The sequence below is a fragment of the Sandarakinorhabdus limnophila DSM 17366 genome (genome assembly GCF_945882885.1).
Taxonomy (GTDB): Bacteria; Pseudomonadota; Alphaproteobacteria; order Sphingomonadales; family Sphingomonadaceae; genus Sandarakinorhabdus; species Sandarakinorhabdus limnophila_A.
Genome location: NZ_CAMCWT010000012.1, coordinates 1 through 25,422 on the forward strand (window position 1 = coordinate 1; position 25,422 = coordinate 25,422).

General features: G+C 63.7%; 20 protein-coding genes and 1 tRNA gene. 16 read left to right on the forward strand and 5 right to left on the reverse strand.

Features of this window, described 5'->3' with window-relative positions:
* A partial coding sequence (locus Q7O19_RS04090; RefSeq protein ID WP_303808822.1) for a hypothetical protein occupies window positions 1–211 on the reverse strand: 211 nt, incomplete at its 3' end.
* A 452-nt stretch (window positions 212–663) separates the two neighbouring features.
* On the opposite strand from Q7O19_RS04090, the gene Q7O19_RS04095 reads away from it, so the two are divergent.
* A protein-coding gene (locus Q7O19_RS04095) for an IS5 family transposase (protein ID WP_303808887.1) occupies window positions 664–1,421 on the forward strand; the annotation gives its coding sequence in 2 pieces (ribosomal slippage) (window positions 664–985 and window positions 985–1,421; 759 coding nt in all).
* 795 nt (window positions 1,422–2,216) lie between these two features.
* On the opposite strand, the gene Q7O19_RS04100 is transcribed toward Q7O19_RS04095, so the two are convergent.
* The gene (locus Q7O19_RS04100; RefSeq protein ID WP_303808824.1) at window positions 2,217–3,998 is read right to left on the reverse strand and encodes an alpha/beta hydrolase; all 1,782 of its coding nucleotides are present in this window, start codon (window positions 3,996–3,998) and stop codon (window positions 2,217–2,219) included.
* A gap of 313 nt (window positions 3,999–4,311) precedes the next feature.
* Here Q7O19_RS04100 and Q7O19_RS04105 point away from each other — a divergent pair, with 313 nt between their 5' ends.
* The 6 genes from Q7O19_RS04105 (at window position 4,312) to Q7O19_RS04130 (ending at window position 11,340) form a co-directional block, all read left to right on the forward strand.
* Complete coding sequence (locus Q7O19_RS04105) at window positions 4,312–5,523, forward strand: LL-diaminopimelate aminotransferase (RefSeq protein ID WP_303808826.1); 1,212 nt, start codon at window positions 4,312–4,314, stop codon at window positions 5,521–5,523.
* Between the two features lie 3 nt (window positions 5,524–5,526).
* Window positions 5,527–6,819 (forward strand): homoserine dehydrogenase, encoded by a 1,293-nt coding sequence (locus Q7O19_RS04110; RefSeq protein WP_303808827.1) that lies wholly within the window; start codon window positions 5,527–5,529, stop codon window positions 6,817–6,819.
* Between the two features lie 95 nt (window positions 6,820–6,914).
* Window positions 6,915–7,910: a class II fructose-bisphosphatase gene (gene glpX / locus Q7O19_RS04115; protein WP_303808829.1), complete on the forward strand. Its 996-nt coding sequence runs from the start codon at window positions 6,915–6,917 to the stop codon at window positions 7,908–7,910.
* A gap of 45 nt (window positions 7,911–7,955) precedes the next feature.
* Window positions 7,956–9,722, forward strand: a complete 1,767-nt coding sequence (gene recJ, locus Q7O19_RS04120) for a single-stranded-DNA-specific exonuclease RecJ (protein ID WP_303808831.1) — start codon at window positions 7,956–7,958, stop codon at window positions 9,720–9,722.
* Between the two features lie 67 nt (window positions 9,723–9,789).
* Window positions 9,790–9,865, forward strand: a tRNA-Glu gene (locus tag Q7O19_RS04125).
* Between the two features lie 107 nt (window positions 9,866–9,972).
* Window positions 9,973–11,340 (forward strand): AarF/ABC1/UbiB kinase family protein, encoded by a 1,368-nt coding sequence (locus tag Q7O19_RS04130; protein WP_303808833.1) that lies wholly within the window; start codon window positions 9,973–9,975, stop codon window positions 11,338–11,340.
* On the opposite strand, the gene Q7O19_RS04135 is transcribed toward Q7O19_RS04130, so the two are convergent.
* Window positions 11,274–11,747, reverse strand: coding sequence for a YbaK/EbsC family protein (locus Q7O19_RS04135; RefSeq protein WP_303808835.1), 474 nt, complete (start codon window positions 11,745–11,747; stop codon window positions 11,274–11,276). The genes Q7O19_RS04130 and Q7O19_RS04135 overlap by 67 nt on opposite strands.
* 109 nt (window positions 11,748–11,856) lie before the next feature.
* On the opposite strand from Q7O19_RS04135, the gene Q7O19_RS04140 reads away from it, so the two are divergent.
* From Q7O19_RS04140 to queE, 8 genes are all read left to right on the forward strand, one after another.
* Window positions 11,857–12,606 carry a hypothetical protein gene (locus Q7O19_RS04140; protein ID WP_303808837.1) on the forward strand — a complete coding sequence of 250 codons (750 nt, stop codon included), beginning with the start codon at window positions 11,857–11,859 and terminating at the stop codon, window positions 12,604–12,606.
* 14 nt (window positions 12,607–12,620) lie between these two features.
* Window positions 12,621–15,836 (forward strand): sialidase, encoded by a 3,216-nt coding sequence (locus Q7O19_RS04145; protein WP_303808838.1) that lies wholly within the window; start codon window positions 12,621–12,623, stop codon window positions 15,834–15,836.
* Window positions 15,833–17,776: a TonB-dependent siderophore receptor gene (locus tag Q7O19_RS04150; protein WP_303808840.1), complete on the forward strand. Its 1,944-nt coding sequence runs from the start codon at window positions 15,833–15,835 to the stop codon at window positions 17,774–17,776. Before Q7O19_RS04145 ends, Q7O19_RS04150 begins: the two co-directional genes overlap by 4 nt.
* A 107-nt stretch (window positions 17,777–17,883) precedes the next feature.
* Entirely contained in the window at window positions 17,884–19,071 is a 1,188-nt protein-coding gene (locus Q7O19_RS04155) for an aspartate aminotransferase family protein (RefSeq protein WP_303808841.1), read from the forward strand.
* Between the two features lie 78 nt (window positions 19,072–19,149).
* Window positions 19,150–20,076: an ornithine carbamoyltransferase gene (gene argF / locus Q7O19_RS04160; RefSeq protein ID WP_303808843.1), complete on the forward strand. Its 927-nt coding sequence runs from the start codon at window positions 19,150–19,152 to the stop codon at window positions 20,074–20,076.
* A complete protein-coding gene (locus Q7O19_RS04165; protein WP_303808844.1) occupies window positions 20,076–20,966 on the forward strand; it encodes an Hsp33 family molecular chaperone HslO in 891 nt (296 codons plus the stop codon). The genes argF and Q7O19_RS04165 overlap by 1 nt, the downstream gene beginning before the upstream one ends.
* Complete coding sequence (gene queC / locus Q7O19_RS04170) at window positions 20,963–21,628, forward strand: 7-cyano-7-deazaguanine synthase QueC (protein WP_303808845.1); 666 nt, start codon at window positions 20,963–20,965, stop codon at window positions 21,626–21,628. Before Q7O19_RS04165 ends, queC begins: the two co-directional genes overlap by 4 nt.
* Entirely contained in the window at window positions 21,625–22,257 is a 633-nt protein-coding gene (gene queE / locus Q7O19_RS04175; protein WP_303808846.1) for a 7-carboxy-7-deazaguanine synthase, read from the forward strand. Before queC ends, queE begins: the two co-directional genes overlap by 4 nt.
* 6 nt (window positions 22,258–22,263) lie before the next feature.
* On the opposite strand, the gene Q7O19_RS04180 is transcribed toward queE, so the two are convergent.
* Entirely contained in the window at window positions 22,264–23,985 is a 1,722-nt protein-coding gene (locus Q7O19_RS04180; protein WP_303808848.1) for a DUF885 family protein, read from the reverse strand.
* Window positions 23,986–24,004: 19 nt separating this feature from the next.
* Window positions 24,005–24,451, reverse strand: a complete 447-nt coding sequence (gene queF / locus Q7O19_RS04185) for a preQ(1) synthase (protein WP_303808888.1) — start codon at window positions 24,449–24,451, stop codon at window positions 24,005–24,007.
* 124 nt (window positions 24,452–24,575) lie between these two features.
* Between queF and sseA the strand changes: the two genes are divergently transcribed.
* Window positions 24,576–25,415, forward strand: a complete 840-nt coding sequence (gene sseA / locus Q7O19_RS04190) for a 3-mercaptopyruvate sulfurtransferase (RefSeq protein WP_303808850.1) — start codon at window positions 24,576–24,578, stop codon at window positions 25,413–25,415.
* The last annotated feature ends 7 nt before the right edge of the window (window positions 25,416–25,422 follow it).

Sequence of the window (25,422 nt, forward strand, 5' to 3'; positions counted from 1 at the left end):
GCATCTCGACTGCCATGCCGGCAGTGCCAGCCGGGTCGAAGTTTGGGGCGAACCGGACTTCTAGCCGCGCTGGAACCGGAACTGTCTTGCCTGCATCGTTTGCCCGCGCGTCTGCCGAAACAAGGGCCGCAAGTGGCAGGACCAAAGTGCCTATCAATAACCGGCACAACGAAACCGCAAAAAGCCGGCCTGCCATCGCGGCAATGATCATCTTGCCTTACCTCGTTACATCCGTGACACGATACCTGCCCGTCGTGGTTTGCCGTCACGCCCGAGTGGCTAATTTATAGGCCAAGACTGGAAATATCTCGCTAAAAAAGGGGTTAGTAGCTGTTGATGTGGAAATTTTATGCGATCGGAGCAGCGCTTGGCGATTGATGCAGTTTCTTCGGCACTACAAATTCTTCCGGAGTGTACGCTCGATCGTCGGTTAGTGGAGTAAGCCGACATTCAGCGCCGTCGGCAGGAACGGCTGCAATGTCCCAGTTCTCGTCGTTCGTGGGCCAATCAACACGGGAGCCAAGCGTCAGGTTTTGACTACTAGATCCGGCCGCACCTTCGCTGGGTCAGCTCGATCTCTATGCCGGTTAAGCGCTACCTAGGGTCAGGACCCATTGATCTAATTTGCGCGATCTGATTCAAGCTCCGCAAGGAGCCTGAATGGTGAGCGATCTTTTTTGGCTGACGGACGAGCAAATGGCTCGGCTTCAGCCGATCTTTCCCAAGAGCCATGGCCGGCCGCGGGTCGATGATAGCCGCGTGCTGAGCGGCATTATCTTCGTCAATCGCAACGGCTTGCGGTGGCGGGATGCGCCGCGAGAATATGGTCCGGCAAAGACGCTCTATAACCGCTGGAAGCGATGGAGCGACAAGGGCGTGTTCACTCGGATGATGGATGGCCTGGCGTCCAAGGGGGCTGACCGCAAGACGATCATGATCGATGCGACCTATCTCAAAGCGCACCGCACGGCATCGAGCCTGCGGGTAAAAAAGGGGGTTCTGGGCGGCTGATCGGGCGCACGAAAGGCGGCATGAACACCAAGCTGCACGCTGTGACGGATGCGAGGGGCCGCCCGATCAGCTTCTTCATGACGGCGGGGCAGGTCAGCGATTACACAGGAGCAGCAGCGTTACTGGACGGCCTGCCCAAAGCACAGTGGCTACTGGGCGACCGGGGTTATGACGCCGACTGGTTCCGCGATGCTCTTGAAGAGAAAGGGATTACGCCCTGCATCCCGGGCAGAAAATCTCGCACAAAGGCCGTCAAATACGACAAACGACGATACAAAAGCCGCAACAGGATCGAGATCATGTTCGGTCGCCTCAAAGACTGGAGGCGTGTTGCGACACGCTACGACAGGTGCCCGACCGTCTTCCTGTCAGCCGTCGCTCTCGCCGCAACCGTCCTGTTCTGGCTATGAATCCTGACCCTAAAGACCCGGAGGTGCTAGCGCGACGCAAGAAGGCCGAGCTGTTTGAAATACTCGTTCCTGATCGGGTTCCAGACGGTTATCTCACTTTTTAAATATGGCCCATCGCCCCTATTTTGTTCCGAGGGCCCAATCTCGGCCACATGTTGCGGAACTCTTTGCAGAGTTTTCGTGGCACTCTGGCATGTCAATATCTCATAAACAAAAAACGATCCAAGATTTTCATGCCGCAATCAAGAGAAATGATTTTTCCAAAAATCCACTTGAAGTTTCATCTAAATCATTTCAGTCTGTAGTTGTTTGTTTAATTTGTTATTCACTACAAAAATGGGTCGGATTCTTACTGTGTAATCGGCATTTCAAGGCAGCAAGAGATTCGAAGACGGAGGTCCTTTTAGGGATTTATTTTTTGAACAACCCAAGAATGCAAAGCGTGACTCACGATTGACCAGCTCCGGGAAACTGACAGGTTTTTCGTTTTTTGGCGAGGAATGACCTTTGCTCCCTCGAACGGCGTTCTATGATTGGGTGTACATCAATGCGCTGCACAAAGATGCTCGATTAAGAAACGAAGTAGCGCTATATGATGCCTTTACAGATATCGAGTTCAATCCAGAGCGTTCTGTAAATTGTCAAGCGAGATCTGCTGCACTATATTGCATCTTATTGCAGACAGGAAGAGTTGAAGAAGCACTTTCATCGAGCGACATATTTCGTGAAACTCACAAAGAGTTTGTTGGAGACCCCTACGGGTTCTCACACTACAAAGAACTACTATAAATCTAACTAAATCCGCTCTTTCACATACGCCCCCGGCGCGTCCTCGATCGCCGTATAGGGCCCCTCCCCCGGCACGCGTGGTTTCACCTGTTTGCCCGAACGCGGGGTGAGCCAGGTGAGCCAGTGGGGCCACCAGCTGCCTTTGGTTTCCGTGCCGCTGGCGATGAAATCGTCGAGGGTGGCGACGGTTGGGTCACCGATCCAGTGCTGGTATTTCATGGCAGAGGGGGGGTTGACGACGCCGGCGATGTGCCCACTGCCGGCCAGCACGAAGCGGGTTTCGCCGCTGAAGGCCTTGGTGAGTTTGAAGGCCGATTTTGCCGGCGCGATATGATCTTCCTTGCCGGCCTGGATGAAGGTGGGGGTTTTCACGGTTTTCAGATCGATGGGCACGCCGCACACGGTGAGCGCGCCGGGTTGGACCATCAGGTTTTCGCGATACAGATCCTTGATATACTGCTGGTGCCATCTGGCCGGCACGTTGGTGGCATCTGAATTCCAATAGAGCAGATCGAAGGGGAAATAGTCTTTCCCCAGCATGTAGTTGTTGACGACATAGTTCCAGATCAGGTCGTTCGATCGCAGCAGATTGAAGGTGGTGGCCATGAAGCGGCCATCGAGCACGTGTTTGTCTTCCGTCAGCTTGTTCAGCGTTTCGACGCTGGGATCATCGACGAAGAATTTCAGTTGGCCGGCGTCGGCAAAATCCACCTGGGCGGTGAAGAAGGTGGCAGAGGTGATCTGGCTGGCCTGGTTGCGGGATTCGAGCACGGCCATGGTGGCGGCAAGTGTGGTGCCGGCGACGCAATAGCCGATGACATGGGCGCCTTCGGTGTTGCAGATTTCGCGCGCCACGCGGACACCTTGCAATATGCCTTCTTCGACATAGGTATCGATGGTGGCATCGGCGATGCTTTCATCGGCATTTTTCCAGCTGGCGACGAACACGGTGATGCCCTGTTCGACGGCCCAGCGGATGAAGCTTTTTTCGGCGGTGAGATCGAGGATGTAGAATTTGTTGATCCACGGCGGGTAGATCACCAGCGGCACTTCGTACACGGTTTCGGTTGTGGGCGTGTACTGGATGAGCTGCAGCAGGCGGTTCTGGAAGACGACCTTGCCCGGCGTGACGGCGACGTTGCGGCCGACTTCGAAGGCGTTTTCGTCGGTCATCTTCATGCGGCCGGTTTGTAGATCGCCAAGCAGATGTTCGAGACCCCTGAGCAGATTGGCGCCGCCGGTTTCGGCCGTGGTTTTCAGCACTTCGGGGTTGGTGAGCGCGAAGTTGGACGGGCTCATCGCGTCCACGAACTGTTTGATCAGGAATTGCGCCTTGGCCTTTTCGGCGGGTTCCAGCCCGTCAAGCTGGTGGGCGGCTTCCATGAAGTGGCTGGCGGTGAGCAGATAGGATTGGCGCAGGAAATCGAAGGCGGGGTTTTGCGACCAGGCTTCGTTCGCAAAGCGTTTGTCTTTGATCGTCGGCTTTTCGGCATCGGGGCTGATGAAGTTTTTCCACAGCATCATGGCATCGGCCATGTACTTCTGCTGCTGCTCCATCAGGCGGGCCGGATCGGACATCAGGGCGGTGATCGCCTTTTGCCAGCCGGACATGAAGCCCATCGGATCGGTGACCATCGGCGTGGCGGCATGTTCCTTCGTCCAGAATTCCATCATCATCTGCTGGCCCTTCCCCATCAGATCGGTGAATTTCTGAAAGTTTTCCTGCGCTTGCACCTGGCGGGCGCCAAGATCGGTAGGGGATTCGGACGGTACGGGCGTGGCAGTCATTGGGGTGATCTCCTGATATCGCACCTTGCCCCTTGTGACGGGGCTTTGCCAAGCCGGCCATTTCAGCTAACGCCGAATTTGCTGGCACGGCGTGTGCCGGCTGTAAGGGCGTTCCACCTGTGATCAATCGTGCCACCATCATTGCGGCAATTGCCGGCGCTGCATCTGCAGCCGCCGCAGCTGCAACTGTGGCCGCAGGAGCGCCGCCGAGCTGAGAGTTTCGCAACATTCGAACTCTCCAACCGGCGGCGGCGGAACAAAATGGTTCCTCCGCCGCTTTTCTTTTGTCCACCTGTTGCCTAAGGACGCAGCCATGCAGGACGATTTTTACCGCATCAAACGTTTGCCGCCCTATGTGATCGCGGAAGTGAACGCCATGCGGGCCGCAGCGCGGGCCCGGGGTGACGACATCATCGATCTGGGCATGGGCAATCCCGATCTGCCGCCGCCGCCGCACGTGATCGCCAAGCTGGCCGAAGTGGCCGCCAAGCCGGATGCGCATGGATATAGCGCGTCCAAGGGCATCGCCGGGCTGCGCCGCGCGCAGAGCGCCTATTACGACCGCCGGTTCGGCGTGGATCTTGATCCCGAAACCGAGGTAGTTGTCACGCTGGGCTCCAAGGAGGGCTTGGCCAATCTGGCGCAGGCGATCACCGCGCCCGGTGACGTGGTGCTGGCGCCCAACCCGTCTTACCCCATCCACACCTTCGGCTTCATCATTGCCGGCGCGACCATCCGCAGCGTGCCGACAACGCCGGATGAGAAATATTTCGAGGCGCTGGAGCGGGCGGTGCGGTTTACCGTGCCGCGGCCGAGCGTGCTGGTGATGGGTTACCCCAGCAACCCGACTGCCGAGGTCGCCGATCTGGCCTTTTATGAGCGCGTCGTGGCGTTTGCGAAAAAGAATAATATCTGGGTGCTTTCCGATCTGGCCTATTCGGAAATTTATTTCGATGGCGTGCCCACCCCGTCCATCCTGCAGGTGCCGGGTGCCAAGGATGTGGCGATCGAATTCACGTCGATGAGCAAGACCTACAGCATGGCCGGCTGGCGCATCGGCTTTGCGGTGGGCAACAAGACGCTGATTTCGGCGCTGACCCGAGTGAAGTCCTACCTGGATTATGGCGCCTTCACGCCGATCCAGGCGGCGGCCGTGGCGGCGCTGAATGGCCCGCAGGATATCGTGCAGCAGAACCGCGAACTGTATCATCGCCGCCGCGACGTGATGGTGGAAGCCTTTGGCCGCGCCGGGTGGGACATCCCGCCACCGCGCGCATCCATGTTTGCTTGGGCACCACTGCCGCCGGCGCTGGCGCATCTGGGCAGCCTGGAATTCTCCAAGCAATTGCTCACCGAAGCCGGCGTCGCCGTGGCGCCGGGCGTGGGATATGGCGAGGATGGCGAAGGTTTCGTGCGCATCGCACTGGTTGAAAATGAACAGCGCCTGCGCCAGGCCGCCCGCAACATTCGCAAATATCTGCAATCGATGGGCGTCAACACGCCTTCCGCCAACGCGGGAGCCTGAACCATGGTGACGCCGTTGCGGATCGGGATTGCAGGCCTGGGCAATGTGGGCGCTGGGGTGGTGAAGATCCTCACCGCCAACGCTGAACTGGTGGCGAAGCGCGCTGGGCGGCCGATCGTGGTCACTGCCGTTTCAGCGCGCGATCGCAGCCGGGATCGCGGCGTGTCGCTGGACGGCATCGCCTGGGTGGATGATGCCGCCGAACTGGCCACCCGCGACGATGTCGATGTGGTGGTGGAACTGATCGGCGGCAGCGATGGACCGGCGCTGACGCTGGCGCGGCGCACGCTGGGCGCAGGCAAGCCGCTGGTGACGGCCAACAAGGCGATGCTGGCCCATCACGGCCTGGAACTGGCCGAAGCGGCCGAGAAAGCCGGCCTGCCCTTGAAGTATGAGGCCGCGGTGGCCGGCGGCATCCCGGTGATCAAGGGCCTGGCCGAAGGCGCGGCCGCCAACCGCATCACCCGCGTTTATGGCCTGATGAACGGCACCTGCAATTATATCCTGTCGCGCATGGAAGCCGAAGGGCTGGGCTTTGCCGACGTGCTGGCCGATGCGCAGGCGCTGGGTTTTGCCGAGGCCGATCCCAGCTTTGATATCGACGGCGTCGATACCGCGCACAAACTTTCGATCCTCGCCGCGCTGGCCTTTGGCGCGCGCATCGATTTTGCCGGCGTGGCCTGCCATGGCATCCGCAATGTCGCCGCCGCCGATATCGCGCAGGCCGCGGCACTGGGCTTCCGCATCAAGCTGGTCGGCCTTGCCGAAGCCGAGAATGGCGAATTGTTCCAGCGCGTCCACCCGGCGCTGGTGCCGATCGATCACCCGATTGCCACCACCATGGGCAGCCTGAACGCCGTGGTGGTGGAAGGCGATTTCGTGGGCCGACTGTTCTTCCAGGGCCGCGGCGCCGGCGAAGGGCCAACCGCCAGCGCCGTGGTGGCTGATCTGGTCGATATCGCCTGCGGCGATGTGCGCCCGCCGTTCGTGATGCCGGTGGCTGATCTGGCCGCCCTGCCCCGCGCGCCCGCAGCAGACCGGCGCGGGCGTTATTATCTGCGCCTGTCCGTGGCGGATCGCGCCGGCGTGCTGGCGGAGCTGACAGCGGCCCTGCGCGACAGCGGTGTTTCCATCGAAAGCCTGGTGCAACGCGGCACCTCCAGCGACGGCGATGCCATGGTGGTGATGGTCACGCACGAAGCCCGCGAAGCCGATGTGCTGGACAGTCTGGCTCGCATGGCGGCCTCGCCAGCGGTGAGCGGTCAGCCGGTGATGATGCACATCCTTGATTTCTGACGCTTCCGCGTCGGGCTCGATTTTTGACGCCTTCCGCCCTGCCCCGTCGGGGCGTAAAGCGAAGCACGTTTGATTCGACTGTGGGAAAAAAACAAATGACGGCTTCAAGCCCAGTAGAGCCTTCGACGGCGCTTGATCGCGTGCTCGTTCTCGAAATGGTGCGCGTCACCGAATATGCCGCCATTGGCGCATCCAAGATGATCGGGCGCGGCGACGAGAAGGCCGCGGATGCTGCCGCCGTGGAAGCGATGCGCGGCGCGCTCAACATGCTGGATTTCGATGGCACCGTGGTGATCGGTGAAGGCGAGCGCGACGAAGCGCCGATGCTGTTCATCGGCGAAAAGGTGGGCAAGGCCATCGGCACCGGCCCGCGCATCGATATCGCGCTGGATCCACTTGAAGGCACCACCATCACCGCCAAGGCCGGCCCCAACGCGCTGGCCGTGCTGGCGATTGCCGAAGAAGGCGGGCTGCTCAACGCGCCGGACGTGTACATGGACAAGATCGCCGTTGGCCCCGGCTATCCCGACGGCGTTATCGATCTGGCCAAAAGCCCAACCGAAAATGTGAAGGCCGTGGCTGCCGCCAAGGGCGTGCCGCCCAGCGACATCATCATCTGCGTGCTCGACCGGCCGCGCCATGAAGCGCTGATTGCCGAACTGCGCGGCATTGGCTGCGGCATCATGCTGATACCCGATGGCGACGTGGCTGGCGTGATTGCCACCACCAACCCCGATAGCGGCATCGATCTGTACATGGGTTCGGGCGGCGCACCGGAAGGCGTGCTGGCTGCAGCCGCGCTGCGCTGCGTGGGCGGACAGATGCAGGGCCGCCTGTTGTTCCGCAACGACGATGAGCGTGGCCGCGCCCGCCGCTGGGGCATCACTGATCTGGATCGCATCTATGGCCTGACCGACATGGCGAAGGGCGATTGCATCTTTGCGGCCACCGGCGTGACCGACGGTTCGATACTGAAGGGCGTCAAGCGCCGCAAGGATGGCATCATCACCACCGAAAGCGTCGTGATGCGGGCATCCACCGGCACCGTGCGCCGGGTGAGCGGCGAACATCGCGCCGATCGCCACCCGTAAGGCCGCCCCTTGCCTGAACCCATGCTGCGCCGCATGGATGCGTGCATGGACACCAAAGCTGTTTTCGGCATCTCCCAGTCCCTCACCGGCCAGCGCTGGGCGTGGCGCGGCGGGATTGCCCCCGGTGAAGGGCTGACCGGCCGCGCTGGCGACGAGTTGCTGCACCAGTTATTCCGCGCCCGCGGTGCTGATGCGGAGGACTTCACCCGGCTCGCCACCCCGACCTTGCGCGACTGGTTGCCCGATCCGGCGATCTTTGCCGATATGGAACGCGCAGCCGAACGCATCGCCGATGCGGTGAAGGCGGGCGAACATGTCATCGTCTATGGCGATTATGACGTGGACGGGGCGACATCGACCGCCGTCATGATCCGTTATCTGCGCGGCATCGGCGGCAAGGTCGGCCACTATATCCCGGACCGGCTGCTGGAGGGCTATGGCCCCTCGGCAAAGGCGCTGGTGACGCTGAAACAGGCGGGCGCTGATCTGGTGATCACTGTGGATTGCGGCACGCAAGGTTTCGAGGCGCTGGAAGCGGCAAACGCGGCTGGCCTGGATGTGATCGTGGTCGATCACCACAAGGCCGGCACCGCCCTGCCCCCGGCGCTGGCGCTGGTGAACCCCAACCGGCTCGACGAGGTGCCCGAGGCGGCCGCGCATGGCCATCTGGCAGCGGTGGGCGTAGCGTTTTTGCTGTGCGTGGCGCTCAATCGCCTGCTCAGGGCGCGCGGGCTGTTTGCCAACCGCGACGAGCCCAATCTGATGGAACTGATCGATCTGGTCGCACTGGGCACCGTGGCCGATGTGGCGTCGCTCAGGGGGCTGAATCGCGCGTTTGTCACGCAAGGACTGAAGGTGATGGGCCGCCGGGCCAATATCGGCATTGCGGCGCTGTGCGATGCAGCGCGTCTCAGCCGGGCGCCGATGTCGCGCGACCTCGGCTTTGCGCTGGGGCCGCGGGTGAATGCCGGCGGGCGCGTTGGCCAGGCAGATCTGGGCGTGCGACTGCTCACCACCCACGATGCCGGCGAAGCGGCACAGATCGCTGCCGAGCTTGACCGGTTGAACCAGGATCGCCGCGCCATCGAACAGGCGGTGACAGAGGCGGCGCTAGCGGGTGCAATGCCTTCGCCAGGCTGCACATTGGTGTCTGGTGCCGGCTGGCACCCCGGCGTGATCGGAATCGTCGCCAGCCGCCTGAAAGAAAAGATGAACCGCCCGGCGATCGTGATCGCGATTGGCGAGGATGGCATCGCCAAGGGTTCGGGCCGCAGCATCACCGGCGTCGATCTGGGCGCCGCCGTTCTGGCCGCGAAGGACCATGGCCTGCTGATGGCCGGTGGCGGCCATGCGATGGCGGCCGGCCTGACCGTGGCCGCCGATGGCATTGCCGCGCTGGATGCGTTCCTCAACGAGCGGCTGGCCGATGCGGTGACGGCGGCCACGGCTGACCGCGCGCTCTCCATCGACGCCGCCGTCGCACCGCGCGGGCTCAACGCCGGCCTGGTGGATGTGCTCGAAACCGGTGGGCCTTATGGCCAAGGCTGGCCCGCCCCGCGCATCGCTGCCGGGCCGTTCCAGATTGTCGACAGCCGCATCGTGGGCGAAAATCACCTGCGCTTGCAGCTTGCCGGCGCCGATGGCGGCCGCATCAAGGCGATGGCCTGGCGCCAGGGCGACAGTGAATATGGCGCGGCCCTGCAAGGCGCGCGCGGCCGCCCGGTGCATATCGCTGGCAGGGTGAAGCGTGACGATTGGACAGGCGGCAACGCGGTGGAACTGGAACTGGACGACGCCGCATTTGCCGATTGAGACGCTTTTTTCATTTAAGCGGTTGACGCCAAGGCCCGAGGCCAATAACAGGCGGCCTCTCGCTGCTGGCCCCTTCGTCTAGCGGTCTAGGACGTCGCCCTTTCACGGCGAAAACACGGGTTCGAGTCCCGTAGGGGTCACCATTCAGCAGCGAGGATTGGCGGCAGGCTTTCAGCCTGCCGTTTTGCGTTTCGGGGGGTGGCAATCGCCCGCAGTGGCGCTGATGGACGCTGTAAGGCATTGACGCGCCATGCTCCCCACCTGCCCGCGCACTGTTCCTTCCTCCCGCCTGTCGCGTCTGGCGGGCTTTGGCCGGCTGGCTGGCGGCATCGCCGGCAATATGCTGGGTGGCGGCGCGCGCGAGATGCTGAAGGGTCAGCGGCCCGATCTGCCCAGCCTGCTGCTCAATCCCGCCAATGCCAAGCGCCTGGCCGACGAACTCGCGCGGCTGCGCGGCGCGGCGATGAAGCTGGGGCAGCTGATTTCGATGGACGGCGGCGAGGTGCTGCCGCGCGAATTGTCCGACATTCTCGCCCGCCTGCGCTCCGAAGCCGATCCGATGCCGGAAAAGCAGCTGGAACAGGTGCTGGTGGCCGGCTGGGGGCCGGACTGGCGGACGCAGTTCCAGCGGTTCGACATGGCGCCGATTGCGGCGGCCTCGATCGGCCAGGTCCACCGCGCGGTGGCGCTGGATGGGCGCGATCTGGCGATCAAAGTGCAGTATCCTGGCGTCGCGGCCAGCATTGATGCCGATGTCGACAATGTGGCGACGCTAGTGAAGCTGTCGGGCCTGCTGCCGGCGGGTTTTGCGGTGGAACCGCTGCTGGACGAAGCCAAGCGCCAGCTGCACGAAGAGGCAGACTACGCCCGCGAAGGCCAGATGCTGGCTCGCTATGGCGCGCTTGCCGCCGATTGGCCGGATGTGGTGGTGCCACAGCTCGCCGCCGATCTGTCGCGGCCGACCATATTGGCGATGAGCCATGTGAAAGGCGTCGCCATCGACAAGGCCGCCGCCCTGCCCCAGGCCGAACGCGACCGGCTGATGACGCTGATGCTGCGCATCCTGATGGCCGAACTGTTCGACTGGCGGGTGATGCAGACCGATCCCAACTTCGCCAATTATCGCTATGATCTGAACTCGGGCCGGTTGGTGCTGCTCGACTTCGGCGCGGCGCGGGTGGTGCCGGATCACATCAGCGACGGATATCGCGCGCTGCTGGCCTCCGGGCTGGTCGGCGATGATGCTGCGCTGTTGGACGCGATGGCGGGCATCGGCATCCTGCCGCCCAATGCGCCGGCGGCGATGAGCGAAACCATCGTGGCCATGGCCCGCGACGGGTTTGCGCCGCTCAGGCTGGATGGCCCGTTCGATTTCGGCACAGGTGGGCTGGCGGGCAATCTGAAGGACCAATCCCAGTCCCTGATCGGCCAGCGCGAGAATTTCATCGCGCCGCCGCCCGACATCTTGTTCATCCAGCGCAAGATCGCCGGCATGTATCTGCTGGCGGCCCGGCTGAAGGCGCGGGTGGATGTGGCAGCGCTGGTGCGGCCTTACACGGGCGGCGGCAGCACGCAGGCATCGACCCAGCCCCGCGCCACCAGGGCCGCCATGCGCTGAGGCGCGATCTCCACGGACGACTCGCGGCAACCGGCCGCCGGAAACACCGTCGGAAAGCCTTGCAGGGAAACATCAACCCACACCGGCACATTCGTCGCCAGGCCGAACGGGCAGACGCCGCCCACCGGATGGCCGGTCACCGCCAATGTTTCTTCCGCATCCATCATCCGCGGTTTGCCGCCGAGTGAGTCTCGCGCCTTCTTGTTGTCCAGCCTGGCATCGCCGCGCGTGACCAGCAGCAGCACTTCGCCGTTCACCCGCATCGCCAGCGTCTTCGCGATGCGCCCCGGCTCGACGCCCAGTGCTGCGGCGGCTTCGGCCACCGTAGCGGTGGACGCGCCCGGCACGATCACCGGCACATCGGGAGCATGGGCAGCAAGCCAGCGCAGAACGTCATCATGAGCCATGACGCTGGAATTGCCCGCAATTGCCGCAACGCACAAGAGTATTGGTTTGACAACACACTAGCGCTGCGGCAGCGATGCTGCATCGTCATCCTATCCCAAGGGGAAGCTCATGCGAATCGCATCCCGTGCGTTGGCCGCGTTGTTGCTGGCCGGCACTGCCTATCTGGCGGCCCAAGCCCAGCCCGCTGCCGAACCCACCGCCGCCGATCTGGTGGCGAAGAACCTCGCAGCCCGCGGTGGCAGTGCGGCGCTCGCCGCGCTGAAATCCGTGAGCCTGGACGGCAAGCTGGTGTTCCCCGGCGGTTTCGAGCTGACCTATAACGAAGTGCGTTCCGGCGGCGCCGTGCGGGTGGATGCCGCGTTGCAGGGGCTGGCGCTGGTGCAGGCCTATGATGGCAAGGGCGGCGGCTGGCGCATCAATCCGTTCGAAGGCCGCAAGGACGCCGAACCGATGAGCGACGATGAAGCCCGCAGCTTTGCCGATGCCGCGCCGATTGCCGGCGTGCTGCTTTCCGCCAGCAGCGATGGCAGCGCCGTGACCTATCTGGGCCGCGAGGATTTCGATGGCACCAATTGTTACAAGCTGAAGGTGGCGCAGAAGGATGGCGATGAGTTCGTCTACCTGATCGATCCTGATTCCATGCTGGAAGTGAAGATCACCGAAACCCGCAAGCTGCGCGGCGGCGTGCAGGTGAGCGAGAGCGAGCTAGGCGATTATGAAGCCGTGGGCGGCGTGATGTTCCCGATGTCGATCGAGAGCGGCCCGCAGGGCTCCAGCCAGCGCCAGCGTGTCATCATCGCCAAGGCCAGCGCCAATGTGGCTGCACCGGCCAGCCTGTTCGCCCAACCGGGCAAGTGAGGGAGCACCACCCCATGATCCGCACCATATTGCTGGCCGCAACGGCCCTCACAATCGCCGCACCCGCCGCTGCTGCTGACAGCGCCGTTCCCGCCAGTGCCGGTATTTCCGGCCTCGGCATTCGCAACATCGGTTCGGCCGCCATGTCGGGCCGCATCGCGGCGCTGGCGGCGCGCGTGGAAGATGATGGCAAGGTCACCATCTTCGTGGGCGCGGCTTCTGGCGGCTTGTGGAAATCCGACGACGGCGGCACCAGCTTCACGCCCAAGTTCGACAAGCAGCCGGTGCAATCGATCGGTGCCGTCGCACTGGATCCCACCAACAAGCAGACTGTGTGGGTGGGCACCGGCGAAAGCTGGACGCGCAACAGCGTTTCGGTGGGTAACGGCATCTACAAGTCCACCGACGGCGGCGACAACTGGACGCTGATGGGCCTGCCCAGCGTGGAGCGCATCACCAAGATCGTGGTGCACCCCACCAACGGCAATATCGTCTATGCCTGCGCGCCCGGCGCGTTATGGAGCGACAGCCCGGACCGCGGCCTCTACAAGACCAGCGACGGCGGCAAGACCTGGACGCAGATCCTGAAGGGCCCCAACCTTTCCACCGGCTGTTCGGGCATCAGCCTTGATCCTTCCAACCCGGAACGCCTTATCGCCGGCCTGTGGGATTTCCGCCGCAAGGGCTGGACGTTCCGTTCCGGCGGCGAAGGACCGGATGCACCGTCGGGCAGCGCCATGGCGATCAGCGAGGATGGCGGCAAGACATGGAACATGCTGGATGCGAGCACGAGCAAGGGCCTGCCCAAGGGCCCGTGGGGCCGCATCGAGGTGGTGCACGCCCCGTCCATGCCAAACCGCGTCTATGCCGTGATCGAACATGCCAAGACCGCGCTTTATGTGTCGGAAGACGGCGGCAAGAGCTGGGAAGCGCGCGACAGCAGCCGCAACATGGTCTGGCGGCCCTTCTATTTCCAGAAGCTGGTGGTTGATCCCACCAACGCCGATCGCGTGTTCAAGATGAACCTGCGCGTGATCGTGTCGGACAATGCCGGCAAGAGCTTCTCCGACACTGCCGGCGGCAGCCATGCCGATTGGCACGATGTGTGGGTGAACCCGAAGAATCCCAAGCATCTGATTGGCGCCGACGACGGTGGCATGTGGATCAGCTATGATGGCGGCAGCAAATGGTGGCATTCGCGCAACCTGCCGATCAGCCAGTTCTACCACGTCGCCATCGACGACAAGGACCCGTATCAGGTCTATGGCGGCCTGCAGGACAACAGCAGCTGGGTGGGTGACAGCGAATATCCGGGCGGCATCACCAATCACCGCTGGGAAAATCTTTATGGCGGCGATGGGTTCTGGGTGCTGCCCGATCCGGCCAGCCCCGATCATGTCTATGCCGAATATCAGGGCGGCAACATCGCCTGGATCAACCGCAAGACGCTGGAACAGAAGGCGATCCAGCCCAAGGCCGGCTACAAGGAAAAGCTGCGCTTCAACTGGAATACGCCGATGGCGCTGAGCCCGCAGGACAAGAGCGTGCTGTATCTCGGCAGCCAGTATCTCCACCGCACCCGCGACCATGGCAACACGTGGGAGCGCATTTCGCCCGACCTGAGCACCAATAATCCGGCCAAGCAGCAGCAGGAAAAATCCGGTGGTATCACGGTCGACAACTCGTCGGCAGAAATGCACACCACCATCTATTCGATCAGCGAAAGCCCGAAGGCCGCCGGCACCATCTGGGTTGGCACCGACGATGGCAATGTGCAGGTGACCACCAACGGCGGCGGCACCTGGACCAATGTCAACAAGGCGCTGAAGCTGGGCGCGGACAATTGGGTGAGCTGGGTGGAAGCCAGCCAGCATGACGCCAATACCGCCTACGTGGCGGTGGACCGGCACGTGTTCGGCGACATGGCCCCGCACATCTTCATTACCCGGGATGGCGGCAAGAGCTTCGCCCGCATCGCTGGCCCGACGACGGCCGGCATCCGCGGCTACGCCCACGTCATCAAGGAAGACCGGGTCGACGCGAAGATCCTCTATGCCGGCACTGAGTTCGGCATGTTCATCAGCCGCAATGGCGGTGCGAACTGGGAAGAGTTCCGCCCCGGCAACTTCCCAGCCGTCGCCGTGCGCGACATCGTGCAATCGAAGAAGGGCGATGATCTGGTGCTGGCCACACATGGCCGCGGCATCTGGGTGATCGACGACGTGTCGCCACTGCGCAACCTGACGCCCACGGTGGTGGCCTCCAACGTCACGCTGGTGGCCTCGGCGCCGGTGGAACAACGCATCCAGGGCAATGGTGGCTGGTCGGAAGGCGATGCCAATTTCGTGGGGGACAATCCTGCTGATGGCGCGGTGATCACCTACTACCAGAAGGCCCGCCACGTTATCGGCCGCATGAAGATGGAAATCATCGGCCCCGATGGCCAGCTGGTCGAGGAACTGCCCACATCCAAGCGCAAGGGTCTCAACCGCGTGGTCTGGTCGATGCGCACTAAGCCGCCGTTTGTGCCACCAGCGGCCAGCCTTGCTGGCAACTCCGTTGTGGGCCAGCGCGTGCTGCCCGGCCAGTACAAGGTGCGGCTGACCAAGGCCGGCGAGGTGACGGAAGTGCCGCTCACGCTTGCCATCGATCCACGGGCCAGCTTCACGGCCGACGACCGCAAGGCACAATTTGCCAGCGCCGAACGGGTGAAAGCATTGTTCCAGCGCATGACAGGCCTGACCTTTGGCCTGGTCGGGCTCGCCCGCGATGCCAACGCCGCCGCCAATGATGCCAAGGCAACGCCGGCAGCGAAGAAGGCCGCGCAGGAACTGGCGCTGAAGGCTGCTGACCTGCGCAAGCTGGTCGTCGCCACCACGGAAGGCGGTGCCATCACCGGTGAGGAGCGGCTGCGCGAGAACATGGACATGGCCTATGGCCAGATCATCAGCACCGAAGGCCGTCCGCCGGCCTATGCGGTGGCGCGGGTTGATGCGCTGGAGAAGGAACTGAAGGAAGTGGAAGACGCCTTTGCGGCCCTGAAGGCAACCAAGGCGGCGGCACTGAACAGCCAGCTTGAGCAGGCCGGCATTGCGCCGATCAGCCTGGCTGCCGTGAAGGTGGATATGGTGCCGACCGGCGGCCAGATGACCGCGCTGGGGCGCGGCCTGGTGGGCGGGCGTTACTTCGGTGACTTCCGCAACCTGGCCTTCCCGCGCAAGAAGCGGTGAGGCCTGCTCTTGCTGCGCTGCTGCTGGCAACACCGGCAGCAGCGCAGACGACTGATCCACGTCTGCCTGAAGAAGCCCTGATCACCGTTACAGCACCGGCCGGGCGGGGGCGGGTGACAACGCCCGTGGTGGGCCTGACCGACGAAGCTTTGCTCGACCGGCAGCCGCGCAGTGTCGCCGACGCGCTGCGCGGCTTGCCCGGCGTTTCGGTGCGCACCAACTCGCGCGGCGAAACGGTGGCGCGGGTGCGCGGCAGCGATGAACGCCAGACGCTGGTGTTTCTGGATGGCGCACCGCTGGCCGTGCCATGGGATGGCCGGGTGGATATCGGGCTGATCCCGGCCGGGCTGCTCGGCGGGCTTTCTGTGCGCAAGGGCGCCGGCGCCATCGAGTATGGCGCCAATGCTGTGGCCGGCGTGGTGGACCTGACCACACGGCAGGAAGGCGGCGTTGCGGTGGCACAGGCTGGCCCCCATGCGCTGAAGAATCTTTCGGCAGCCGGCGTGGTGCCGCTGGGCGGGCTGTCGCTCACGCTGGCTGCCGCCCATCAGGCGCAAGCGGCGCTGCCCGTGGCGCGCTTGGGCGCCCTGCCCTTCAACCAGCCCGCCAGTGACCGGCGTCTCAACACCGATCTGGCCGCCACCAGCCTGTTTGCCGGACTGGGTGGCACGGCCGGCGCGCTGGAATGGCGGGCAAGTGTACTGAATATCGACGCGCGCCGCGGCATCGCGCCTGAATCGGATCGCAATCCGGGCAGCGCTCGATTCTGGCGCTATGCGGACTGGAACCTGACCCAAGCGCAGATCGCGTTGGAACTGCCGATCGGTGCAGCCACTGCCCGTGCCGTCGGTTGGTGGCAATGGTTCGGGCAGGAAATCGAGTCGTATCGCGACGCCAGCTACGCCGCCTTGGGCGGCCGCGAGATCGACGAAGACGACACGGTGGGCGGCCGCTTCACGCTAAGCTACAAGCTCGGCCCTGCCACGCTGCGCTGGAGCCTGTCGGGCCACCTGAGTGATCACCATCAGACCGATGTGGCGTTTCCGCCCGGCACCAGGCCCGCCGCCCTGCTCTACCGCCAGTCGCTGGCCTCAGGCGGGGTGGAAGCGGATATGCCGCTGGGCAACACCCGGCTGACGCTGGGGCTGGGACTCGACCGTTCGGCCAACCCGCGCACGGGCCACAAACCGGCGCAACCCGCCCGGCAGGCCGCCACCTTCTCAGCCGCGCTGGCGATGAAACCGGCCGACCGTGTGTCGCTCACCATCTCTGGTGGCCGGCGCAACCGTTTCCCCAGCGCACGCGAATTGTTTGGCGAAGCCTTGGGCCGCTTCCTCCCCAATCCGGCGCTGCTGCCTGAACAGGCCTGGCTCGCGGATGCCGAACTGGGCTGGCGCGCCGGCCGGTTCACGCTCACCCTCAATCCGTTCTGGCAACGCGTGGAGGGCAGCATCGGCCAGCGCATCGTGCGCACGAATGGGGTGAATCTGCGTCAGCGCTTCAACCAGGCGCCGGCCACCAGCATTGGTATTGATGCAGCGATGCAGGTGCCGCTGGCCGATGGCCTCACGCTGGAACTCACCGGTACCGCGCTTGATGCCAGCAGCGCCGGCCAGCCCCTGCTGCAACGCCCGGCGCAGGAAGCAATGCTGGCGCTGGACTGGGCGCCCAAATCAGGCCTGGGCGAAGCCTTCGATCTGCGCGCCGAACTGCGCCGCATCGGCCCGGCCCGCGATCTGGCCGCCGATGGCGCGCTGGCCCGGCTGGCGCCCGCCACCGAAATCAACCTGCGCGCCCGTGTGCCGGTACTGCGGCTGGGCAAGGCACAAGTGAGTGCGACCGCGGCCATCGACAACCTCAACAACGCGGTGATCCTGCCGCAACTGGGTCTGCCACAACCGGGCCGCAGCATCCGGATCGGCCTAATCGTCGGGGGTTGAGGGCGCTGGCCCAAGTCGCTATAGCGCGAATGTAAAGGCGGCTTGTTTGGGCCGCCTTTGTGCGTTGCCGGTTTCCGCATCCCGAGGCCGCCCGAGGACGAACCACGATGACGATCACCCCGCTCATGCCCGTTTATGGCCGGTGCGAGGTTGCGCCTGTGCGAGGTGAAGGCTGTTATCTGTATGACGCCGAAGGGCGCGAATGGCTGGACATGGCCAGCGGCATCGCGGTCAATTGCCTGGGCCATGGCCACCCGCACCTGGTGCAGGCCATCCAGAAACAGGCCGCCACGCTGATGCACACGTCCAACCTCTACAAGGCGCCGGCGCAGGAGCATCTGGCCCAGCGCCTGGTGGAGCTGACCTTTGCTGATACGGTGTTCTTCACCAACAGCGGCGCCGAAGCGTTTGAATGCGCTCTCAAAACCGCGCTGTCCTATCATTATGCTGCCGGCAATCCGCAAAAGCACCGGGTGATCACCTTCTCCAACGCTTTTCATGGCCGCACCATGGCGGCGATTTCCGCCACCGATCAGGAAAAGCTGCGCAAGGGTTTCGAGCCGCTGCCGGACTGGTTCAAGGTGGTGCCGTTTGATGATCTCGCCGCTGCCGAAGCGGCCATCGACGACAGTGTTGGCGCCTTCATGGTGGAGCCGATCCAGGGCGAAGGCGGCATCCGCCCGGCGAGCATGGAGTTCCTGACGGGCCTGCGCGCCTTGGCCGACAAGCATGGGCTCCTGCTGATTCTGGACGAAGTGCAGTGCGGCGTTGCCCGCACCGGCAAATTGTTCGCCCATGAGCTGTATGGCATCACGCCCGATATCATGGCGATCGCCAAGGGCATCGGCGGCGGCTTCCCGGTCGGTGCCTGCCTCGCAACCGAAAAGGCCGGCGCCGGTATGGTGATCGGCACCCACGGCAGCACCTATGGCGGCAATCCGCTCGCCATGGCGGCCTGCGAAGCCGTGCTGGACATCGTTGCCGAGCCGGCCTTCCTGGCGCAGGTGACGGATATGGGCGCGCGCTTCACCCAGGCGCTCGAACAGCTGATCCCCAATCACGATGATCTGTTCGACAGTGTCCGCGGCAAAGGGCTGATGCTGGGCCTGAAGCTTAAGAGCGACAGCCGCGCGTTCGTCAGCCACGCCCGCAGCCACGGCCTGTTGATGGTCGCCGCCGGGGACAATGTGGTGCGCCTGCTGCCGCCGCTCACTATCGAGGAAAAGCATATCCGCGAATGCGTGGAGCGCCTGTCGGCCGCTGCGCGTTCCTATCAGCCGGCTGCCGCTGCCTGACCCATTGGCCGTAGGGCCTTGTGCCCCTGCTGTTGCAACACCCTTCCCCTTTGCCGGGGCGGGGAGGATATTTGAAAAATGCCGCATTTCCTTGATCTCGCCACTGCAACCCCTGCCGGCCTGCGGGCCATCCTGGATGATGCCCATGCCCGCAAGGCCTCGCGTTCCACCTGGCCCAAGGGCCAGGTGGATGCCGATGCGCCGCTGGCCGGCCATGTGCTGGGCATGATCTTCGAAAAGCCCAGCACGCGCACCCGCTTTTCCTTCGACATGGGGGCCCGCCAACTGGGCGCAACCACGATCGTGTCGAGCGCTGGCGAGATGCAGCTGGGCCGCGGCGAGACCGTTGCCGATACCGCCCGCGTGCTGAGCCGGATGGTCGATGCGCTCATGCTGCGCACCAACAACCATGAAAAGCTGGAACAACTCGCCGAACATGCCACGATCCCGGTGATCAACGGCCTCACCGATCTGTCGCACCCCTGCCAGGTACTGGCCGACATCATGACCTTTGAAGAGCGTGCTGGCCGCCCGGTGACAGGTTCGACCTGGGCCTATGTCGGCGATGGCAACAACATGACCAATTCCCTGATCGAAGCCAGCTCACTGCTGAAGTTCGATCTGAAAGTGGGCGTGCCACACGGGCTGGAGCCGGACTCAGGCGTGATGGCCACCGCCTGCGCGCGCGGCGGCTGCATCGATCTGGTGCACAGTGCCGAAGCGGCGGTGGAAGAGGCCGATGTCGTCGTCACCGATACCTGGGTGTCGATGGGCCAGGCCGATACCAAGGAAAAAATGGCGGCGTGCAAGCCTTTCCAGGTGAACGATGCGCTGATGGCCAAGGCAGCGCCGGGCGCCCTGTTCCTCCACTGCCTTCCGGCCCACCGCAACGACGAAGTGACCGACAGCGTGATGGACGGCCCGGCTTCGGCGGTGTGGGACGAGGCCGAAAACCGCCTGCACGTGCAAAAATCCATCCTGCTCTGGTGCCTGGGCAAATTGTGATGCTGGCTGAAGGACTTGCTCCCACTGCCGATCGCACGCTCAGCTTCATGGTGCCTGCCCGCAACGCCCGCGGCATGGTGGTGCGGTTAGATGCGACGCTGAACGCCATATTGGCCGCGCACGCCTATCCCGAACCCCTGATCCGGCTGCTGGCCGAAGCGCTGACACTGACCGCACTGGTTGGCGCCACCATGCGGCAGGACGATGGCCAGGTGACGGTGCAGGCTTCGGCCAAGGGCGGCGTGGTCGATCTGCTGGCCTGTGACTGGCGCGCCGGCGAGCTGCGTGGTTACATCAAGTATGACGATCAAATGCCTGTTTCAGAAGCCATGTCGCTGCCCGAATTGTTCGGCAAAGGCTATCTAGCGATCACCATTGACCAGGTGAGTTGGGAAGAACGCTGGCAGGGTATCGTGCCGCTGGAAGGCCACAGCCTGGCCGGCGCACTGGAAGGCTGGTTCACCCAATCCGAACAATTGCCCACGCTGATGCGCATTGGCATGGCCGGCAGCGCGGCAACCGGCTGGCTGGCCGGGGGCCTGCTGATGCAGCATCTCGCCCGTTCCGAAATCGGCGGCGAACGGCTGGATGCAGGCGAACAGCATCCGGATTGGGAACATGTCGCCGCGCTGGCCGCCACCACGTCGGCCGAGGAATTGACCGACGCCGAATTGTCTGCCGAGCAACTGCTGTGGCGGCTGTTCCACGAAGAACAGGTGCGCGTGGTACCCGGCCCCAAGCCGGTGAAGGGCTGCCGCTGTTCCGCCGCGCATATCAAGGATGTGCTTATGCGCTTCCCGGAAGCCGAACGCGCCAGCATGCGCGATGAAACCGGCGCGATTTCCGTGGATTGTCAGTTCTGCAGCCGCGTATTCGGGATCTCCGCATGAACAAGCTTGCGGTCGTGCTGCTGTCGGGTGGACTGGATTCCACCACGGTTGCCGCCATCGCCCGTGCGCAAGGCTGGCGCATCCTGGCGCTGACCATCGATTACAACCAGCGCCACCGCATCGAGCTGGAGCATGCCGCGCGGGTGGCTGAAGCCCTGGGCGCCGAACGCCATATCGTGCTGCCGCTTGATCTCACCGGCTTTGGCGGATCGGCGCTGACGGCGGATATCGATGTTCCCAAGGGCGGCGTCGAACCCGGCATTCCGGTCACCTATGTGCCGGCGCGCAACACCATCTTCCTGTCCGTCGCGCTGGGCTGGGCGGAAGCGGCCGGCGCGCGCGACCTGTTCATTGGGGTCAACGCATTGGATTTCAGTGGCTATCCCGATTGCCGCCCGGAATTCATCGCCGCCTTCGAAGCCATGGCCAACACCGCCACCAAGGCCGGGGTGGAGGGCGAAGGCTTCAAGGTCCACACACCGCTGATGACGCTGGACAAGGCTGGCATCATCGCGGCGGCGCAAGCGTTGAATGCGCCGCTGCACCTGACCTGGTCTTGCTACAACCCGACGCCGGTCGGCACCCCGTGCGGCCTGTGCGATTCTTGCCGCCTGCGCGCCAAGGGTTTTGCCGAGGCGGGCATCGCCGATCCGGCGCTATGAGTTACGCGGTCAAGGAATTGTTCCTCACCCTGCAGGGTGAAGGTGCGCAGACCGGGCGGCGGGCGGTGTTCCTGCGCTTTGCCGGCTGCAACCTGTGGACGGGCCGCGAGCAGGACCGCGCCAAGGCCATCTGCACCTTCTGCGACACGGATTTTGTTGGCACCGATGGGCCGGGTGGCGGCAAATTTGCCGGTGCAGAGGCGCTGGCCGCTGCGGTCGCTGCCTGTGGGGGAGGGGCGCCCGAACACCGCCTCGTTGTCTGCACCGGCGGTGAGCCGCTGCTGCAACTCGATGCGCCGCTGGTCGAGTCCTTGCACGCGCGCGGTTTCGAGATCGCGATCGAAACCAACGGCACGCAGGTGCCGCCGCCCGGCATCGACTGGATCTGCGTCTCGCCCAAGGCCGATGCGCCGCTGGCGCTGACGGCCGGGAACGAGCTGAAACTGGTCTATCCGCAGCCCAAGGCGATGCCGGAGCGTTTCGAGGCCCTCGATTTCCAGCATTTCTTCCTGCAGCCGATGGATGGGCCGAACCAAGCCGAGAATATCCAGGCCGCCATCGCTTACTGCCTCGCCCACCCACGCTGGCGGCTGAGCCTGCAGACCCACAAGCTGACGGGGATGCCCTGAGGCCTCTCAACGTGCCACCATCACCTTGGCCTTCTCCCGCGCCATCCATGCCCGCATTTCGGCTTCCATCACTGGCAACGGCACCGATCCCAGGCCGAGCAGCGTGTCGTGGAAGCGGCGCAGGTCAAAACCGGCACCTAGCGTCGTCTCGGCTTCGGCGCGCAGTTTGCGGATGCTCATCTCGCCCAGCTTGTAAGCCAGGGCCTGCCCAGGCCAGCTGATGTAGCGATCCACCTCGATCTCGATATCGTGGCGGGCCAGCGCCGTGTGCTCTTCCAGATAGGCAATCGCCTGATCGCGGCTCCAGCCCATCAGGTGCAGTCCGGTATCGACCACGAGCCGGCTGGCGCGCCAGTTTTCAAAGCTGGCGCGGCCGAATTCCTCATAGGGATTGCGATACATGCCAAGCTCACGGCCGAGATACTCGGTGTAGAGCCCCCAGCCCTCGCCGTAGCCGGAGAAGTAGGTCTGGCGGCGGAAGGGCGGCGCTGCGGGTGCCTCCAGCGCCATGGCGCCCTGGTGGCTGTGGCCGGGCACGCATTCGTGGAGGGTAAGCGCGGTGAGCATGAACAGCGGCCGCGATTTCAGATCATAGGTGTTCATGTAACAGGCATCGAGCCCGCCGCGACCAGAGGTGTAGGTGGGCGCAATCGCATCCGCCACGGGCCGGAGCGTGAAGCGGTGGCGCGGCAGCGTGGTGAAAATGTCCTTCAACTTCCCATCCATGCGCTTGATCACATAGGATGAGAAGCCCAGCAGCTCATCGGGCGTGCGGGCATAGAATTGCGGATCGGTGCGAAGAAAGACCAGGAAATCCTTGTATTCGCATTTGAAGCCAGACTGTACCATGGCGGCGCGCAGATCAGCATCGATGCGCGCCACTTCCTTGAGGCCGATCTGGTGGATGGCATCCGGCGTCAGATCGGTGGTGGTGAACTCCTTCACCTGATCGCGATACCAGGCGACGCCGTCGGGCAGATCGCGCGCGGCAGTGCTTGCGCGGGCGCCGGGCAGATATTCGGTGCGCAGGAAGGCCAGCATCCGCGTCTGTGCCGGATTGACGATCGTCTCGATCACCTCGCGGGCTTCGGCGCGAAGCTGGTCCTGCTCGAACGCCGGAATCGAGGCCGGCATCAGCGTGAACGCCGCGTAGAACGGGCTGTCCTTGCCCGGCTTGATCTGATTGGCCAGCGTCGCGTCACGGCCCTTCATGGTGACAGCCGGCGGGGTAAAGCCCCGCTTCATGCCCGAGCGCATGTTGGCCATATTTTCATCAAACCAGCGCGGAATGTCGCGCATCCGGCTGATATAGTTGCGATATTCCTGCACCGAACGGAACGGCACCTGAGCCGGCAGATAGTTCCACACATTCACGTCGCTGTTAATCGGCATCTCATAGCTGCGCCACTTGATGCCCACCACTTCGGCCCGCAGCGATTCGGCCAGCACCGCCTTGTTCAAGCGCTCCGCAGGGGATAGTTCGGAATCGGGAATGGCCGCGATTTGATAAAGCACACCCTGCCATTGGCGCTGGCGTTCCGCCTGGCAGGCCGGGGTCACACAGGGCAGACGCGGGCCGGGCCTGGTATCCAGACCATCCTCCAACTGGCCGGTCTGCGCCAGGCGCCATTGCCATTCGGCAGTATAAACGGCCTTCAGCCGTTCATCCGCCGTCTGGGCCTGAGCAGCGCCTGCCAGAAGCAGTGCGGTGATGATCGTGCGAATCATGTCTTTCCCCTCAGAAATTTCAGCCGCGGCCACGATAGGTGGGCACGCCCTGATCAGGCAGCCACAGGCCGTCCGGCACCGGGCCGGATTGCCAGAACACGTCGATCGGGATGCCGCCGCGCGGATACCAATAGCCCCCGATGCGCAGCCATTTCGGCTTCATCTCGGTCACCAGGCGCTGGCCAATGCCCACGGTCACATCCTCGTGGAAGCCGGCGTGGTTGCGAAAGGCACCGAGGAAAAGCTTCAAAGCCTTTGATTCCACGATAGTTTCATCCGGCACATAATCGATCACGATGTGCGCGAAATCCGGTGCGCCGGTCACGGGACACAGCGAAGTGAACTCCGGGCAGGTGAAGCGCACAAGATAGATTGCGCCGGGCCGCGGGTTGGGCGGATAGTCCAACACAGCCGCTCCCGGGCTGGCCGGCAAGGCGCTGCTCTGGCCCAAATGCAACACGTCCACCACTTAATCTCTCCATGCTGTAACAAAGCGCGTATCATGGCCGACTATGGGGGTGACATGCGCTGCCTCCGCAATTATGTCACGCCCCATAACGGTCAAGATAATGACGCGTGGGGAGTGCCGCATGAACCTTCTGGTGTCGACTGACTGGCTTGCCGCAGAGATGGGCAAATCAGATCTGAGTATCATCGATGCCAGCCTGTTCCTCCCCGCCATGGGCCGCAATGCCCGCGCCGAATTCGAAGCCGCGCACATCCCCGGCGCGGTGTTCTTCGATATCGAGGAAGTCTCGGACACCACAAATCCCCTTCCCACCATGCTGCCGCCAGCGGAGAAATTCGCCTCGCGTTGTCAGGCGCTTGGCCTGGGCGATGGCAGCCGAATTGTGGTGTATGACAACAGCCCGCTGAAATCATCGGCGCGGCTGTGGTGGATGCTCAACCTGTTCGGCGCGCATGAGGTGGCGATATTGGACGGCGGCTTTCCCAAGTGGCAGGCTGAAGGCCGCCCGGTGGAAAGCGGCAAGCCGATCGTTCGCCACCGCCATTTCACCGTGTGGGCCGACAAGGCGCTGGTGCGCGACATGGCCCAGATGACCGACAATCTGCGCAGCAAGGCCGAACAAGTGGTCGATGCGCGTGGTGCCGGCCGCTTTACCGGTGCCGAACCGGATCCGCGGCCCGGCGTACGCCCCGGCCATATCCCGGGATCGAAGAACATCCCCTATTCCGCACTGTTCAACGAGGATGGCACCTTCAAAGCCCCGGCCGACATCAAGGCGCTGTTTGATGCGGCCGAAATCGATCTGAGCAAGCCGCTGGTGGCCACCTGCGGTTCCGGCATCACCGCGCCGGTCGTGGCCTTTGGCGCGGCGCTGGTGGGCAAGCCCACCGTTGCCGTTTACGATGGTAGCTGGAGCGAATGGGGCGCCAATCCGCATAACCCGGTGGTAACGGGCGCGTGACAGCCCC